The organism is Chromobacterium subtsugae (genome assembly GCF_035919665.1).
Classification (GTDB): domain Bacteria; phylum Pseudomonadota; class Gammaproteobacteria; order Burkholderiales; family Chromobacteriaceae; genus Chromobacterium; species Chromobacterium subtsugae.
In genome coordinates this window covers 2,954,350-2,970,808 of sequence record NZ_CP142381.1, presented here as the reverse complement: position 1 = coordinate 2,970,808, position 16,459 = coordinate 2,954,350, and the positions used below count along the sequence as shown (strand labels likewise).

General features: G+C 56.0%; 13 protein-coding genes. 9 read left to right on the top strand and 4 right to left on the bottom strand.

The features are described 5' to 3' along the window. Position 1: 1 nt before the first annotated feature. The 8 genes from pilO2 (at position 2) to U6115_RS14200 (ending at position 9,486) form a co-directional block, all read left to right on the top strand. Positions 2-1,285 (top strand): type 4b pilus protein PilO2, encoded by a 1,284-nt coding sequence (gene pilO2 / locus U6115_RS14235; RefSeq protein ID WP_043580165.1) that lies wholly within the window; start codon positions 2-4, stop codon positions 1,283-1,285. Then, positions 1,275-1,691 carry a hypothetical protein gene (locus U6115_RS14230; protein ID WP_043580167.1) on the top strand — a complete coding sequence of 139 codons (417 nt, stop codon included), beginning with the start codon at positions 1,275-1,277 and terminating at the stop codon, positions 1,689-1,691. Before pilO2 ends, U6115_RS14230 begins: the two co-directional genes overlap by 11 nt. A gap of 51 nt (positions 1,692-1,742) precedes the next feature. Beyond that, a complete protein-coding gene (locus U6115_RS14225) occupies positions 1,743-3,458 on the top strand; it encodes a GspE/PulE family protein (RefSeq protein ID WP_043580168.1) in 1,716 nt (571 codons plus the stop codon). Between the two features lie 14 nt (positions 3,459-3,472). After that, positions 3,473-5,392, top strand: coding sequence for a hypothetical protein (locus U6115_RS14220; RefSeq protein WP_043580170.1), 1,920 nt, complete (start codon positions 3,473-3,475; stop codon positions 5,390-5,392). Then, on the top strand, positions 5,392-6,498 hold the full coding sequence (locus U6115_RS14215) for a type II secretion system F family protein (RefSeq protein ID WP_043580172.1): 1,107 nt from the start codon (positions 5,392-5,394) through the stop codon (positions 6,496-6,498). The genes U6115_RS14220 and U6115_RS14215 overlap by 1 nt, the downstream gene beginning before the upstream one ends. A 79-nt stretch (positions 6,499-6,577) precedes the next feature. Next, positions 6,578-7,147: a type 4 pilus major pilin gene (locus U6115_RS14210; RefSeq protein ID WP_043580174.1), complete on the top strand. Its 570-nt coding sequence runs from the start codon at positions 6,578-6,580 to the stop codon at positions 7,145-7,147. Between the two features lie 48 nt (positions 7,148-7,195). Beyond that, a complete protein-coding gene (locus tag U6115_RS14205) occupies positions 7,196-8,143 on the top strand; it encodes an ATPase, T2SS/T4P/T4SS family (protein WP_043580176.1) in 948 nt (315 codons plus the stop codon). Next, positions 8,143-9,486, top strand: a complete 1,344-nt coding sequence (locus U6115_RS14200; protein WP_219945926.1) for a hypothetical protein — start codon at positions 8,143-8,145, stop codon at positions 9,484-9,486. The genes U6115_RS14205 and U6115_RS14200 overlap by 1 nt, the downstream gene beginning before the upstream one ends. A gap of 743 nt (positions 9,487-10,229) precedes the next feature. On the opposite strand, the gene U6115_RS14195 is transcribed toward U6115_RS14200, so the two are convergent. The 4 genes from U6115_RS14195 to U6115_RS14180 form a co-directional block, all read right to left on the bottom strand. Beyond that, positions 10,230-10,502 carry a hypothetical protein gene (locus U6115_RS14195; protein WP_326912090.1) on the bottom strand — a complete coding sequence of 91 codons (273 nt, stop codon included), beginning with the start codon at positions 10,500-10,502 and terminating at the stop codon, positions 10,230-10,232. A gap of 1,981 nt (positions 10,503-12,483) precedes the next feature. After that, positions 12,484-12,795: a hypothetical protein gene (locus U6115_RS14190; RefSeq protein ID WP_326912088.1), complete on the bottom strand. Its 312-nt coding sequence runs from the start codon at positions 12,793-12,795 to the stop codon at positions 12,484-12,486. Between the two features lie 1,502 nt (positions 12,796-14,297). After that, positions 14,298-15,434 carry a site-specific integrase gene (locus U6115_RS14185; protein ID WP_043580613.1) on the bottom strand — a complete coding sequence of 379 codons (1,137 nt, stop codon included), beginning with the start codon at positions 15,432-15,434 and terminating at the stop codon, positions 14,298-14,300. Beyond that, on the bottom strand, positions 15,412-15,675 hold the full coding sequence (locus tag U6115_RS14180) for a helix-turn-helix domain-containing protein (RefSeq protein WP_043580707.1): 264 nt from the start codon (positions 15,673-15,675) through the stop codon (positions 15,412-15,414). Before U6115_RS14180 ends, U6115_RS14185 begins: the two co-directional genes overlap by 23 nt. A gap of 277 nt (positions 15,676-15,952) precedes the next feature. Here U6115_RS14180 and U6115_RS14175 point away from each other — a divergent pair, with 277 nt between their 5' ends. Further along, positions 15,953-16,438 (top strand): lytic transglycosylase domain-containing protein, encoded by a 486-nt coding sequence (locus tag U6115_RS14175; protein ID WP_052258416.1) that lies wholly within the window; start codon positions 15,953-15,955, stop codon positions 16,436-16,438. The last annotated feature ends 21 nt before the right edge of the window (positions 16,439-16,459 follow it).

Genomic DNA, 16,459 nt, shown 5'->3' with positions numbered 1-16,459 from the left:
CATGGCCAGAGTGCTTTTCGGCAACCTGGCGGTCGAGGTCCAGTGGGAACCGCTGCTGGGGCTGAGCAAGGAGTCCGAAGAGGTTCGCGAACTGGCTTCGCGCCGCGGCGCCAAGCAATGCCTGGTGTTGCAGAACGCGCTGGGCGTCCGGGTGGCTGGCCTGGCGAATCTGCCGGCCAAGGGGCGCAAGAGCGAGCTTTTCGCGCTGGCCGGCTTGCTGCGGGAGGTGTCGGACGATCCGAACATCCTGTTCCTGCATCAGGATCCGGAGGACCCGTCCCGGCTGGTGCTGGTGGCGATCCACGACGGCAAGCCGATGCAGGACCGGGTCATCGCCCGCGAGGCGGCGCTGGACGCCGCGCGCCAGTTCATCCAGGAGGTCGGCACCGGCGTCACCATCCTGGGCGATATCGACGACGACATGCTGCAGGTCACTCGGCACGTCAACCTGGAAGACATCGTCACCTCGCTGACCGACGAGGAAAAGGCGGCCTACCGGCTGCAGCCGCTGCCGGGGACGCGGCTGTTGGGCGTCGCCTTGTTGTTCGTGGCGCTGGGCGTGGCGGCTGGTGGCGGCTGGTGGTGGATGCAGCAGCAGGAAAAAGACAGGCTGGCCGCGCTGGACGCGGCGGCCAGCCAGCAGCCGGACCCGATGACGACTTACCGCAACCAGATGCAGAGCGCGCTGAAGCAGGCGCCGCTCAATCATGGCGCGGCATACGCCAGGACGGTGCTGGCGGTGGTGCAGCAGTTGCCGTTCGAGGTGGGCGGCTGGCGGGTGGGCAATATTTCCTGCAAGGAAAAGGGATGCACGATCAACTGGAAGCGCCAGGACGGCGGCAACTTCCAGACCTTGCTGGAGCAACGCAAGACGGTGCAGTTCCTGGACATGGGCAGCGCGACGGAAGTCGTGCCCCTGCCGGAGGCGCAGGCCGCGCTGCAGTCCGCTCCGGTGGACGTATCAAAGTTCTACATGACGGCCGGCGTGCGGATGCAGGCGCTGGATGATATGGGGAAAACAGGCAAGAACGAGGACAAGCTGATGGCCGTGGTATTGGGCAAGGTTGACCCCTTGGTGCCGTTGCCCCAAGAGCTGAAGGGGCGGGTGGGCAAGCTGCCCGCGCTGGCCAAGGGCAGCTGGAGCATGCAGGGCCATCTGGCGTTCCTGGATTCGGTGCCGGGTTTGATGGAGCGGGCCGGCAATATGACGCTCGATGCCGTCGAGGTGACGCTCAACGATAAAAAGCCGGAATTCACGGCGAAGGGTACTTTTTATGTTCAATAAATTGCTTGTCTTGCTGTTGCTGCTGCCTGCGCTGGCCTGCGCGGAAACCATTGATTCCTTTGCCAAGAACGCGCTGGCGCCGGCTCCCGCGGCGATACCTGGCGGTTTGCCGCCCTTGCCGTCGCAGGCGCCGCCTCCGCCGGTGGTGAACAGCGGCACGGCGCTTCCGGGCAAGAACGGCTCCTCCCAGGTGTTCGACGTGGTGTTCATCCAGGGCAATGGCAAGGTGCGCAAGGCCTATCTGGTGGTGGATGGCCGCTACGGCAAGATGGTGCGCGAGGGGGATGTGGTGCAGTCGTGGAAAGTGGTGGCGGTCGGCGACGACTACGTGGACGTCGCCCATGCGGGCAAGCGTAAACGTCTGCTGATGGATGCCGGCGCGGCCAGCGGGCCTGAACAGCGTTGAACGGGAAGTGGAGAGGCAGGTCTCGCCATGTGCAGTTGGTTTTCTGAGGTAATGGGGCGCGGGGACGCCAAATCGGCCGCTTCGCCGGAGTCCCGGCAGGATGGCCGCAGCCGGCAGCCGGCATCCCAGGGTTTGGCGGTGCGCCGGATCGGCGGGCTGAAATCGGAGTCCATCCGTCACCTTGGCTGGCGGCAGGAGGGCGACCTGGTGTTGCCCGGCTATGAGAACAGCGCCTTATTGCTGGGGTCCGCCAAATCCAAGCAGTACATCCTGCTGTTGGAGGACGTGGCTTATCTGCAGCTGCGCGGCGGCGATCTGCTGCAGCGCTTCGACGCCGGCGTGCGCTCGCGCACCAAGTGGAGCTGCCTGGGCATTTACGTGGGGTCGATGGAAGAGATCCTGCTGGTGCACTCGCAGCTGCAGCAGCACAGCGTGGAGTCCAGCCACCGCGACGGCGACGCCAAGACCGGCGGCTATCGCAACTTCGACCTAGTGATCGAAAAGGCGATCGATCTGCGGGCCACCGACATCCACTTCGAATTCCGCGACGGCAACCAGGTGCTGGTGCGCTACCGCGTTCACGGCAAGCTGCGCGACAGCGATCCCAAAGACCGGCTGCTGCGCGATTTCAACGCGATGATGGATGCCATCTCCACCGCCTACAACTCGCGCGCCGACTCCAGCAGCCGCAGCCACAACCACTTCGACGAAAACAAGCATCAAAGCTGCTCGATCAACATGGTGGTGCAGGGGCGCAGCTACCAGCTGCGCTACCAAAGCGTGAAAGAGAACCGCGGGGTGGACGTGATCCTGCGGGTGCTGCTGAACGAGGCGGTGGAGAAGGACATCCTCACCCTGTCGCAGCTGGGGTATTCCGACGACCAGGTGGAGGCTCTGGAAGATGCGGTGTACCGCTCGCCGGGCCTGACCATCATCGCCGGCGAAACCGGTTCGGGCAAGACCACCACCCTGCGCACGCTGATGACCTACGAACGCGAGTCCGGCAAGAAATTCTTCTCGATCGAAGACCCGGTGGAATACATCCAGCCGCATGTCACGCAGATTCCGATTCAGCGCAAGGCGGAAGACGGCAAGAAAGAGGGTGGCGAAACGCCGTTCGGCGCGGCGGCCAAGGTGCTGCTGCGCGGCGACCCGGACAAGGTGATGGGCGGCGAAATCCGCGACGCCGAAACCGGCTCCTTCGCCAAGGCGATGACGCAGACCGGCCACCAGGTGCTGTCCACCGTCCACGCCTCCAGCGGCTTCGGCATCATCCCGCGGCTGACCGACGACGAAATCGGCATTCCGGTGCAGGCGCTGGCGGCGCCGGATTTCCTCACCGCGCTGGTCTACCAGAAGCTGGTGCCGGTGCTGTGCCCGGAGTGCAGCCTGTTGGCCGCGGAAGTGCTGGATGATGAGTACCTGATGGTGATCGCCTCGCTGGGCATAGACGTGGGCATGGTGCGGGTGATGGGGCCGGGCTGCCCGGCCTGCCGCAACCTGGGCACCAAGGGCCAGACCGTGGTGGCCGAGGTGTGCGAGGTGACGGAAGACATGCTGCCGCTGATACGCGAGGGGCGCTTCTGGGAGGCGGAGAAGGATTGGCGCGCCAAGAGCAACGGCAAGCTGTACGACCCCAGGATGCTGGGCAAGACCGCGATGGAGCATGCTCTCTACAAGATGTCGCTGGGATTGCTGGACCCGCGGGACGTGGAGTCGGCGTTCCGCAAGCTGAAAAAATACCGGCCGTTGAGTCTGGCCAATTGATTGAAGGAGCAGGGATGGCCAATGGTGATGACGCCTTCAAGAGTCTGCTGGGCAGATTCGGGTATGGCAAAGGCCCGTCCGGCAGGGCCATGGACGCCGCGCCGGCGGAGCATGGCGCGGAGGATGACGAAGCGGAGGAAGTGTTGCCGCTGGCGGCGGAGCCCGATTTGTTGCTGGACGCGCCATTGCAGCACTTTCCTGACAGCGGTTTCGGCATAAGCCTGGACAGCGTGCGGGAAGCGGTTTCCGCCGCCGGCCAGCCAGAAGCGCCGGCGATAGCGCCTGCCGAGGCCGCCGAGGAGCGAGCGCCTTTCGCGCCGCTGCGGATGGAAGAGCTGCTGGCGCCGCTGGAGCCGGTGCCGTCCAGTCCGCCCCCGGCCAGGCGCGCCGCCAGTCTCAGCGAGGAGAGGCTGGCCTTGCTGCATCGCGTGGCGCAGGAAGCGCGCGGCGAGGGCGTGCATAGCAGCGAAGAGTTCGACATGGGATACCGCGAACCGCTGGTGGATGCGGTGCGGCAACCGGTGGCGCTGGCTCAGGAACATGAAGTGAGCGAGGCGCTGCCGGTGCCATCCTGGGCGCGGATCGCGGCGGAGCGCGGCCTGTTGGGGCATGAGGCCGGCCAGGTGTTCGACAGCCTGGACGCCTTGGGCCTGGTCAATGACGACCGCTACGCCGAGCAGGCGGCTGCGTATTGGCCGGTGGAGGCGCAGCCGCAGGCGTTTGCCGATCTGGCGGCCATTGCGCTGACCGCGCGCAGCGAATTGCCGGCGGCCACCCGCAACGGCGACGGGCTTGGCCGGCACGGCTACTTCTACCTGAAGGGCGCCGCTTACGGCGTGCCGGCATTGATCGTGGCGGATGGCTCCAGCCGCGAGGCCAGAGGCCGCGTGGCGGAAATCTGCGGCGAATTGGACCAGGCCGGAAAACGCTGGCGAGTGGTTTTGCTGACCTCTTATTCCTACCGTTGGGCGCTGCGCCGCTTCCTGTGGCCGGAGATCGTCGCGGCGGGAGATGTCGGCTATGCGATGGCGGTGGCTGACGCCGCCCGCGTCTACGCCGCGCCGGCTGCGGACGGCCGGCGGCTGTTGCTGCTGGAGACGGCGCAAGGCATGGAAGCGGTAGCCATGATGGATGCCGGCGAGGCGGCGCAATGGCTGGGCGCTTTGGGCGCCGAGCCGGACCCGGCCGATGCCGGCATCTGGTGCGCGGCCGGCAAAGTCGGCGGGGAGCGCGGCAAGGCGGCGGCGCTTGCGGCGTTCGGACTTGACGACAAGATGGTGGTCAACCGCCTGGTGAAAGAGTTGTCGCGCCCCGGCGCGATTGTCTTCGTGGCGGGCGAGATGGCCGAGGCGATGGCCGCGGCGCTGATGGCGGAGGCCTGGAGCCAGGGAGTGGCTGGCGCCGCCGCCGGTTCGGCCGCCGCGTCGGGCCTGCCGTCGGTGTGGCTGAACCCGGACGCGCAAAAGCTGCGCGCCCATCACGGCCCGGCGCTGGCGGTGTTTCCGGGCCGCAACAGCACGGCTGAGTCGGCGTTGATGCTGCTTCTGGGCGAGCAGCCAGGCTGGGCCAAGGGACGTGTCTCCATGGGCGTCAATACGGTGCGCCTGCCGGGGCTGTGTCCGATTTGCGCGTTGCCGGTGGATGCCGACCTGGCGGCGCGCGAGCTGACCGAAGTGGTCAGCAACTTCCGCAGCGCCGATTTCGGCAATGTCAAAACCCGCAATCTGCGCGAGCCCTGCTGCGGCAGCGGCTACGCCGGCGAGGTATGGCTGAGCGAGGTGTGGGACGGCAAGCTGTGCCAGCGCGATTTCGGCGTCAGCATGCTGGCCGACCTGGTGGACAAGGGCTTGCGGCCGGATCAGCGCATCAGTTCGCTGCTGTTCCAGGCGATTCAGGCCGGGCGGGTGGATTACCGTAGCGCGGGGAGCTTGTGATGCTGAACCTGATCAAGCGGTTTTTCGGCATCGCCCCGGCGCATGAGCAGAAATACGCCGGCCTGGCCAAAGCCAAGCGCAAGTTCATGAAGCTGCGCACCAAGTTCTACGGCGACCTGGCCGACTCCATCGAGGATGGCGCCAACCCATACGAGCTGTTTTCCCACAAATACATGCTGGCGCGCGAGCGCGGCAATGTGATGGCGCCATTGTTCGCCTATTGGCGCGACCGCGCGGCGTCGATGAACCTGCGCGGCGCCTGGGAGGGCACCATCCCGGCCGACGACCTGATGGTGATCGGCTCCGGCGAGCGCGGCGACCTGCCGGAAGCGCTGCGCTTTCTGGCCAAGGTGGTGAAAATCCGCGAGGGCAACGCCGAGGCGATCAAGATGGCGATCGCGCTGCCGGTATTCCTGCTGCTGCTGATGACCGGCGTCCAGCTGGGCGTGGCGTTGGGCATGATGCCCATCATGGAGCAGATCATGCCGGCGGACCACTTTCCGCTGGTGGGCAAGGTGCTGTACTACCTGTCGCAGGCCATCCGCAATTACTGGTACTTGATTTATGGCCTGCCAGGTTTACTTGCAGCGGCTTACTTCTGGTCGCTGCCGCGCTGGGCCAGTCCGCTGCGCAATCGGCTGGATCGCCATCTGCCGTATTCGGTATACCGCGACCTGAAAGCCAGCGAGTTTCTGGTTTCGCTGGCGGCGTTGTCGCAAGCCAATACCGCGGTGTACGACGCCGTGCTACTGCTGGAGCAGGGCGCCACGCCGTGGATGCGCTGGCACCTGGCGCGCATCCGCCTGGCGCTGACCAGCAACCGCAGCATTCTGAAGGCGATGGATACCGGCCTGTTCTCCGAGGAGATTTTCGACCGGATTTCGGAATATTCCGAACGCAGCAACTTCGAAAACGGCATCCGCAAGATAGGCCTGACCACCATCGAGGAAATCTCCGAGGTGATCAGCGCCCGCTCCGCCGTGATGCGTAACGTTTTGATCGTAGTGGTAGGTCTTTTCATCTTGCTTACTATCGCCGGGATGATGATGACGGCATTGGAGGCCGGCAACCAGATTCAGCAGATGACCGGTGGCGGCAGCATGTGATTTAGCCTTTGCCAATCGTTTTCAAAGTTTGATATAGTATATATTCCATTTAACAACTAACAAGCAAATTGGAGATCCCATGAATGCTTCGAAATGGCGTTCGGCTTCTGGCAGAAGCGGCTCGCTCAAACGCCAGGCGGGTATTGACCTGATTCAGCTGTCGGTGGCGGTGGGCATCATCGCCTTCATTCTGTCGATCGGCTTCCTGGTGGTGCCGTCAATCATGACCAACATCAAGTCGAACTCCGAGACTTCCGACTTGCAGCAGGAGGTTTCGCAAGCGCAGCGGGTGTTCGGTTCCGGCGTGCCGGCGGCCGGCTTGACTAACCAGTTGGCTATCAGCCTGAAGCTGATGGCGGCGGACCGGGTGTCGGGCACCACCATCCTCAATCGTTTCGGCGGCACCGTGACCTGGTCCGCCATCGATTACTACGCCTCCAAGGACGCGGTTCAGTTGGTATCGACCGGTTATTCGTCCGAGGCCTGCTTGCGTCTGGTTCCTAATATCCAGTCGCTGTTTGTCCAGATCCAGGTCGGCACCACCACGGTGAAAGATCTGAAGGCTGGTGTTGCTTTGAATGCGGCTGCATTGGCTACCGCCTGCAATGCCTCGACGTCCAATACCCTTACCTATGCATTTTCCTTGTAATCGACAGCCCTGCGTGAACGCGCGCAGGCATGAGGGCGTGTAAAGTCCATGGCGCAACAGATCATTACCGATGTCCAGCTGCACGTGCGCGACTGGAAATCCAGCGTGCTTTTCCCCGGGCAGATCAAGCCCGGCGAGGAGTACAAGAATTTCCTGATGAAGCTGACCGAAGTGGTGCTCACCGAACAGCAGGAAGTGGGCCGGCGCACCGGCTTCACCATCACCATCGGCGGGCTGCGCTGGCGGGTGCAGCGCATGCAGCAGTACCGCTACGCCTGCCGGCTGGTGATGAACAAGGCGCCGCGCCTGAATGATCTGCGCCTGCTGGACTTTCACACCACCATGATGCAGTCGGACGAGCTGAAGAAAAGCGGCGGCCTGGTGCTGTTTTCCGGGCTGACCGGCTCCGGCAAGACCACCACCATGAATGCCATGGTGGTGAGCCGGCTGGAGAAGTTCGGCGGCTTCGCCCAGACGGTGGAAGACCCGGTGGAAATCGTCATCGAAGGCTGGCATGGCGACGGCTACTGCACGCAGATAGACGTGGCCGACTCGCCATCCGGGCAGGAATTCAATTTCGACCGCCGCTACGCGGAGGCCATCACCACCGCTCTGCGCTCCTTCCCGGCGCGGGACCGCTCCATGCTGATGATAGGCGAGGTGCGCGACGCGCATAGCGCGGCGGAGCTGTTGCGTATCGCGGTGGATGGCCACTTGGTGCTGTCTACCATCCATTCCCGAGACATCCCGTCGGCGCTGCGCCGCCTGGCGTCGCTGGCCAGAGCCGGCGGCGAGGCGCAGGCCGACGAATTCATCGCCGACTCCCTGCGCATGGTGTTTCACCAGCGCCTGGACAACGGCATTCCGCAGGTCACTTCGCTTGATCTGCGCGACCGCAAGGACCTCTCCCAATTCATCAACAAGGGCGAATACGCGCGCCTGGAGGGAGAGATAGATATACAAAGACGCAAAAACATTCAGGGCAGGGGGGCGTAATGCGCAGGAAGCAAGCGGGGGAAATGCTGATAGGCCTGGCCATTGCCGTGGCGCTGATAGGCATGGGGCTGGCGTATCTGGGCGTGCGCCAGGTCGGTGAATGGCGGGCCAGCCGCGGCCAACTATTGGGCGGCGCGCTGGCGGACCTGGGCAAGGGTGTGCAGAGCTACGTGGTGCAGCACCACGACCAGCTGGTGCTGGCCGTGCTCAATCAAACCGTGATTCCCCCGCTGAATGGGGTGGCAAACCCGTTGAGCCCGACCCCAGCTGAAATCGCCAGCGTGGTGGGCTTGCCGTCGCTTGGCACCAAGCCGCCGCTGGCTGGCGCGTCATATCAAATCGTGATCAGCGGCGACGACCCGACGCAAGGTAATAGGCAATGCGTCGCGAGCAGTCCTGGCACCTGCAATATCAACGCCTTGACCTATGTCGACAAGCCGCTGCGCCTGCCTTATCCATCGGCGAGCGACGACGTCGACTATGTCGCCGTGGCTTCCGCGGTGCAGCAGATTGGCCCGGACGGCGGCGCCGCCATGCCTCCCGACTTCAGCAAGCTGACTTTCAGAACCGCCGCCAATAGTAACTCGATACCGATTGCCAACCCCATGACTAACGTGGCGGGCATCGTGGCGGTGCGTGGCGGCTACAACCGCTCTGACCTGAATGTTTTCCTGCGGTTGGATGGCAGCAAGCAGATGCTGGGCAACCTGGATATGGGGGCGAAAAGCATTGTCAATGCCAAGGATATCAATGGCGGGGGGGCGCTGGTGATGAACGGCGACATCACCAGCAACTTCGGCAACATGAACGTGAATAGCGGCAGCGTGACCGCGGCGCTGGACGTGACTGCCAAGAGGAACTTGATTGCCAATGGCAATTTGTCCGTAGGCCAGAATGGCAATATCAACGGAAGTCTGGGGGTTAACGGAAACGCGACGGTGGGCGGTAGTGTGAATGCAGGGGGGCGCATTCAGACTGGTGAGTATTTGCTAGCTGGGCAGGTTAGCGAGGGGGACACGCAGGGGTGCAACACCCCCGGGTTGATTGCGCGTGATGCCAATGGCTTGATACTTTCTTGCCAATCCGGTCGCTGGAGCAGCATTACTAACAATGCCACATTGATAACAGTTACAGGGAATAATGCTTGTGACACTGGCGCGGTAAGCCAAGCTAGTTGCCCTGCAGGGAAAAAAATATCTGGCGGTGGATATTTTTTAACCTCGTGGTGGGCTCCAGGGCATAATTCTCCAGACTCATCATATCCCGTTAATGATACGACGTGGGCTGTTGTTATTGGTGGTGACTCTCACTTTTGTGCTGCTGCACAAATTGTGTGCCGTTAAAATAACTTATCAGCCCACCCGATCATCTTGCTTTTTAAACATTCTAAAATACAACCCGCATCTTGCGGGTTTTTTTATGGCGGGCGACTCAATCATTTACTTGCATCAGACTGCTTGATAGTAACTTAAAACATAATAGTACTTATTCAGAATTTAATATTTCCATTTAAAATCATCGAGATTTATTTTGCAATTAAACTGCCTCTAAGTGATCTGCAAAGTTTAGTGATTATTTGTAAGAAAATTAAATCAATCAGATTATAAACAGCCAATTTAATATTGACCTTAATGGTAACAAATAGTAGCGGAAGCTAATCAAAACAAGATGCCATACACCAATGACTAGCACCTCCTGCTGAGTTGCATGCCCAAACTGACCAGTTTCCACTTATTTCTGTTGCTGAGTAATCTGCACCGCTAGCTCCCAACTTTTCTGTCAGTGAGTTGTATTGTGCTTATCCTTTTGGGATGCTTCAATTTCCTATCTGTACAGGCAGAAAGCACTGCTAATCGTTTTATATTGTGCGCAGATAAAATTCCATTAACCAGATGGGAAATTATTTCCACATATCTTGCCACTTTAACTCAATGAGAAAAGTTAATTGGCGGAAGCTTTAATAAAAAATCACTTTGCGGCGTTAATTTGCAGCTTCTCATAAAATAAAAAACCGGCAAGTGCCGGTTTTAAATAATGTACTGTATTGACTTAAAAATCTATTCCGTAGGATGCTTGTAGCATTGAGTCATGGTGAAAACATATCCAAGCAAAAGAGAATAGGTATTGTACGGGGTATATCCATTAGGGCAAGAGCATGCGAGAGTCGCCGGATTGACAAGGCTGCAGCCATCAGTTGGGTGAACGAAGTATGAGCCTCCCCAGAGTAAGGCCGCCGCTTCACTTCTGTTGTTTTTCCAGCGACCGGATTGGCAAAGTGATCTGCAATGGCTTCGAGAAATTGAAAGCTGCATGGGAATGCAACAATTTGACAACCAGCATAGATCACAATATTATCCATGGGGATTCTCACATAACAGAAGGTTTTTTACCACCTCCGTTGCAAAACCTGTGGTAGGTACTTTCCACTGCTTGGATTTGTTGGAATATTAATGAATGGTCCAGCTCAACAGCCAAAATCCGGCTTGTTTTGAGAAAAATCCTTTCATCAAAACTGAGAATATTGTGCTGTGATATGGACTTCCCAGACATGAAGCGATGTGCTATGCAAGAACCAAGAGAGGTTGTTATTGCCGTGAAATTGTGCAGGGAATGGTGTTAATATATTTTCCCACCCATATATTTGCGGCCGAACGACCGACGGCAGTCGCCATAATAATGGATTTATATAATGGATAAGTTGTCACCGCACCACACCGGTTGAAAATATTTGAGGGTCATCAATCCCCATACTCATTGAATTAAAAATTCCAGGGCCGCAGGATGGGTAATTGAATTAGTTTGTATATGCAGGCACAAGGAACGATATAAAAGCAATCTTACTCCTTCAGGATTGGGTTCGAGCACAGTACCATACCCGGCAACTGCGCACTAATCAACTTCATTGCCACAGCTTGCCGGAGGAACTGTAACCCCCTGAGAGTATGAATTGCTTTTTTGTTAGTTCCACTAATTTGCCAGTATAGTACCAAAAACTGATAACTCACATTACTCACCTATTTTGTCCAGCGACCGGATTGCAAAATGATATAACTCAGAAATGCATATTTGACTTACGCGGCCAAATCCCAATATAACATTTTCAGGGGAATCCATACGGCACGTCGCATGTGTTTTTCACACGTGTGCAAATATAATAATTGATACAGCTCATCGCATAGATTTTGCCAATACGGTAGGTGGAGAAAACCAGAGGATTCATTGCTATTTTGATTGTTGCACTTGTGATCCTATTGTAGATAATTGGTCACATCAGAATACTGCTTTTTTTCCTCCGGATTGGCAAAACACAAATAGCATTAAACCTTATCTAAATAACGACCGAAATATTGACATCCCATTAAATTTATTGAAATGCGCTTGCCCTGATAATATGTTGCTTGTGGCTCTTAGATGTGATAATTGTGGTTCCCAAGTTGGCATAGAAATCCGACGATTAACTGTACATTTTGTCCATCACCGGTTGGCAAAATATTCCAATTGAAATAACCCATCCATTATGTAATTTTGATAAATTAGCTAATCTATTCTGATTACGCCAGCCGCCCTTGGCAATGCACATCAAATTCACGGCGAATCTTGTCCGGTTGCTGCTGATTTTCATAATGGCTTGCAAATAGACAACATGCCACTCCCATCTGAACTTGTGAAAAAATTCATGAAATTCTTTGTCTTAAGCGCACCTCTCATTTCCAGTCTGGATGTTCTGCAGTTTGACTGCATGCCACCTACCGGATTGGCAAAATAGGCCGCTTAGAATGGGTTGAAATCTCCAAAAGCATCATTCTGATGATATGACCTCAGTCATCTGAACCCACCTGATGTTTGCGCATTCATGGGGTTTCTGAAAATTCCACTCCATGTAAAACGTCTAAGTGCATACAGAAGCTCTCAGCTATTTCAGCGGAGTGCATCTTCAATTCCAGCGACCGGATTGGCAAAATTTCCTTGAGTCCATTGTTCTTCTTTCACCGCTACCTTGCGGTTGAAATGCCAACTTGGGGAGCCAAATGGGCAAACCACCGTTCCTTAGGAATGGAATATGCCACATCTCCATGATTGCCATCTGACACTCTCTGGATTATTTTTAGTAGAGGATTGCCAACCGGATTGGCAAAATGACATCTATGGAAACAAATGGATATGTACGTGTAGCCGGCATAATATCAAATAAGGTGGAACAAATGCTCATTTGGAGTCAGCATCTGCATTGGTTCAGTTTTTTGAATTGATGTGAATGACCGATATCTTCCCCACCTACCGGATTGGCAAAATGATTATTAAGAAAAAATTCTCATTGCGCATGATGTAGAATCAAAAATCTAATTGCACCCAATGAAATACTGGCAATTCCCACTAATGATGGTCATGCCAATATCTCTATAACCACAAGTCACAACTCTATTGCTATCGGAAAGAGAAACCTGCCCTGCAAATAAATCTGGAACACCACCGTGATAGTTGGTTCCAGATGTCACAATCCAGCGGCATTGATCTTGTTTGTAGCCTGCGGGCAATGGAATTTGTTGGCCATTAACAATGTAACCAGACTCAAATGTAGATTGTTTCGCAGCCTTGGCCCAGCGACCGGATTGGCAAAAATAATACCACTGAAAGGTAATGGTTGAAATCATCCACATTTCCAGCAATACCCGCTTGTGACCGGATACCATAGCTGGAACTATGTTCCTGAGGTTATTTTAGTGCTCCACGACCGGATTGGCAAAACTACTGCATCAGACTGTATGGAAGCTAATCAGGATCCTGAATAACAGTATCATAGTATATACGTCAAGAATGTCGCAATTTGGGTTAGCCACTTACACACCAACTAATATTGAATAAGGGAAGAATATGTGGTGCCTCAAACGGCCAGCAATATATCTTGCTGGTCTTTATTTCGCCATCTACCGGATTGGCAAAATTCTATGTGCCATTGGTCAGCATAACTAAATACCCTTGACCATCATCTTTGCTGGTATCTAAATAATAGTAACGTGCCTTGTCAGTCGGAATTTTGACTTCGCCACACCGGATTGGCAAAACTATTAATCTGCAATATTATTTCCAATTTCACCAGATATATCTGAGAATCCAGCTCTGAGCCCAGATATATTCCACAATTTCGATTTTAATCCCAGCGAGATTGGCAAAATCTACGAAATTGTCCATATTGCCATCATCACCGGTGGAAGGACTCATTCTGTTGCATGAGCTCTCCTCCTGTAATTGTTCACTTTGTGATAACTTAAACTAATTGTTGCATTGACAATCCCGGCTGTCCACCTACCGGATTGGCAATCTAATCACAATGTTAAACCGAAAGTTTATTTACGCCTGGTATAGCAATTCCAACATTGGCAAAAAACTATTGAACCCTTATGCAAGATCTACTGTATGACTTTCCACCATTATTCCACCATATATTTGCACACTGTGGCTCTGAAGAATACTGACCAAGACAACCATGAGTAGCCCATGAGCCATCGCCAGTAGTTCTATCTAATGGACATTTATATAATGGTTCAATCATTTTTCCTTGTGCAGTCCATCTACCGGATTGGCAAAACTACATTCAGAATGTTGTGTGGGTTGGTCACGATGCGGCTAAGTCAATATTGCAAATTTTGTGAAAAATCCCGTCAGAAATATACTTCAAAATAGATTAAAAGAAAAAACATTAAAAATTCCAGGGCCGCAGGCCCATGGGTAGGATGTGACATTGTAGTTTGTATATGCAGGCACAAGGAACGATATAAAAGCAATCTTACTCCATTCAGGATTAGAGGTTCCTGCTGATGCAACAGTACCAATACCCGGCAACTGCGCACTCAAATCAACTTCATTGCCACAGCTTCCGCCGGAGGAACTGTAACCCCCTGAGATTTGTATGAACGTTGCTTTTTTGCTTGAGTTGTAACCACTATATTTCCCAGTATAAGTACCTAAAAACTGATAACTCCCATTAAACTCACCTCCATTATTGTTCCAGCGACCGGATTGGCAAGGCTATCTAGTTGTTCAAGCGATTTTTCGCGATGGCAACGTATATTTAACCTTATGATTCCCATGATTAATTTCTTGTTTTTTGGCGGAATTTATGCATTTTAATTGATACTTTCTCGAAAATTTTGTCTCAAAGGGTGGAGTGGTTCGCAAGCGGGTCGATCATGATGATGTGCCGCTCATCCACGCTGTCCAGATACTGGTCGGCTGGCGGGATGGGTGTGGCATCTCGCATGCTGGTCATGAGTCTTCTCAATAAGGCATCTTGCGCCAGTCGGACGGCAAGGTGTTCGTCTGGCGCGGTTTCCTGCAGATCATCGAAATCCAGCAGGCGGATGGTAACCGTGTCTTTGCGCCGCATGATAACGGCCGGGTAGGGCACCATATGGTCCAGCACCACCTGTTTGCCCTTGTTTTTGTTGCCTTCCAGTTTTCTCACCAGCTTGTGCGCCTTCAAGTGGGTGTAGCGCTTGAGCATGCTTAGCGATTTGTGTCCCGATATGGCGGAGATTTCCATCATGTCCAGGCTGTTCAGTTCAAACAGCCGCGATATCGCTTCGTGGCGCGCGTCGTGGAAGTGCAGGTCCTTGATATCCAGCGTCTGGTTCATCAGCCGCCAGGTCGATTTCAACCCGGCGGCGCTGTAGGAAAACACCTTGCCCTTGCTTTTCACGCCCAGGCGGATCAGCGCGTCGCGCGCTTTCAGGCTGAGGGGCACATCTCGCTTGCTGCCGTTTTTGGTTTCCGGCAGGTGGACCACCCGCGTCTTCAGATTGATGTATTCCCAGCGCATGCCCAGTATCTCGCCCTGGCGCATGGCGGTTTGCAGCGCGATGACGATGATTGAATACAGCTCGGGGTTGGAGTGGGCGTGCGCGTAACGCAGGATCAGCCGCTCTTCGCGCGGCGTCATCCTGCGGTCGCGGCCGGGGGGGATCTTGGGTTTCCTGACATTGGACACCGGGTTGCTGTCGCACAGCCCCCATTCGATCCGGGCGATGTCGAAGCAGTTGCTGAGCAGCGACATTTCCAGCCGCACCGTGGCGGTGGACAGTAGTTTCTGCGTTTTGGGGTTGACCTGGGTCAGGCGTTGGTCGCGGTAGGTGGCGATATCCACGCTGGTGACTTCGCGGGTGACGATGTCTCCCAGAAACGATCGGCAGAGCTGTTCTATCCGGTAGCGTTCTTGCGCGTATCCCTTTTTGAGGATGGAAATTCGATCACGGTAAATGGCGAGCGTATCTTTAAGTTTTTGATCTGGTTCCATGTGTCTCGGTTGTCTTCGCTTGGATCAGCATGGCGAGGGCCGGGAATGGGATGTCCAGTGCGGAGCAAAGGGCGGTCAGCGTGTCCAGGGTGGGGGAGCGCTGGCCCAGTTCCATCAGGGATATATAGTTTCTCGCGAGATTGGCTTCAAAACCCAGGGCTTCTTGTGAATAGCCTTTTTGTTTCCTGAGGTCGCGTAAAACGATGCCGAAAGCGATATTGTAGATATTCTGGCTGTTCATCCCGGCCTTTCGAATTAGGACGAAATTGTCGAGGGGGGTATGGTTGACGTCCTCCAATTATAGTTGGAATTCTAGCGGGTTTCGGCGGCGGATGCCGTCTGGGGCGGGGCTTGCGATGTGGCTGATGAGGCGCATGGGGACGAGTGGCCAAGGCTGTGCCAGCCCGGCAGCCTGGGCGCCGTTGCGCGCGTGTGGCGGCGCCACGTGCGTGGCGGTCATTTCCTGATTATAAAAAGTTTAATATAATGCATATGTTGTTAAACAAAATATGAGAGAGATGGCTAAGCGTATCCTGCTGTTGATGCTACTCGCCTGGCTGCCTGCGGCCAGGGCCGAGGCGCCGCCGGAGCATTTCGATGTGAGGCGCACGGCCAACTGCGCGCTGGACGCGTCCGACCGCTTTGGCGTGCCATACCTGCTTTTGATGGCATTGAAGGTGAAGGAGTCCGGCGTGCAGTTCAGCAACCCGTATGTGACTGGGCGCAACAGCAATGGCAGCGTGGACATCAGCTATTGGCAAATCAATGATTTCTGGCTGCCCAAGCTGGCGCGCTATGGCATAGACCGCGCGCGATTGTATGATCCCTGCGTCAATGCGCATGTCGCGGCCTGGCTGCTGTCGACGGAGGTGCGGCGGCGCGGCAGCTGGGAGGCGGGCATCGGCGCTTACCATAGTCCGAATCCGGCGCGCGCCAGGCCGTATGCCTTGCATGTATTGAAGATTTGGGCATCCTTGCGGCAGGAATACCCGGGCTGGGGTTGATTGCCCGGGTGGCGGGGCGCC

Bases quoted from the DNA above. Each gene is read 5' to 3' on its own strand.
- pilO2 (WP_043580165.1), top strand. From the start codon at position 2: ATGGCCAGAGTGCTTTTCGGCAACCTGGCGGTCGAGGTCCAGTGGGAA.
- U6115_RS14230 (WP_043580167.1), top strand. From the start codon at position 1,275: ATGTTCAATAAATTGCTTGTCTTGCTGTTGCTGCTGCCTGCGCTGGCC.
- U6115_RS14225 (WP_043580168.1), top strand. From the start codon at position 1,743: ATGGGGCGCGGGGACGCCAAATCGGCCGCTTCGCCGGAGTCCCGGCAG.
- U6115_RS14220 (WP_043580170.1), top strand. From the start codon at position 3,473: ATGGCCAATGGTGATGACGCCTTCAAGAGTCTGCTGGGCAGATTCGGG.
- U6115_RS14215 (WP_043580172.1), top strand. From the start codon at position 5,392: ATGCTGAACCTGATCAAGCGGTTTTTCGGCATCGCCCCGGCGCATGAG.
- U6115_RS14210 (WP_043580174.1), top strand. From the start codon at position 6,578: ATGAATGCTTCGAAATGGCGTTCGGCTTCTGGCAGAAGCGGCTCGCTC.
- U6115_RS14205 (WP_043580176.1), top strand. From the start codon at position 7,196: ATGGCGCAACAGATCATTACCGATGTCCAGCTGCACGTGCGCGACTGG.
- U6115_RS14200 (WP_219945926.1), top strand. From the start codon at position 8,143: ATGCGCAGGAAGCAAGCGGGGGAAATGCTGATAGGCCTGGCCATTGCC.
- U6115_RS14195 (WP_326912090.1), bottom strand. From the start codon at position 10,502: ATGGATAATATTGTGATCTATGCTGGTTGTCAAATTGTTGCATTCCCA.
- U6115_RS14190 (WP_326912088.1), bottom strand. From the start codon at position 12,795: ATGATTTCAACCATTACCTTTCAGTGGTATTATTTTTGCCAATCCGGT.
- U6115_RS14185 (WP_043580613.1), bottom strand. From the start codon at position 15,434: ATGGAACCAGATCAAAAACTTAAAGATACGCTCGCCATTTACCGTGAT.
- U6115_RS14180 (WP_043580707.1), bottom strand. From the start codon at position 15,675: ATGAACAGCCAGAATATCTACAATATCGCTTTCGGCATCGTTTTACGC.
- U6115_RS14175 (WP_052258416.1), top strand. From the start codon at position 15,953: ATGGCTAAGCGTATCCTGCTGTTGATGCTACTCGCCTGGCTGCCTGCG.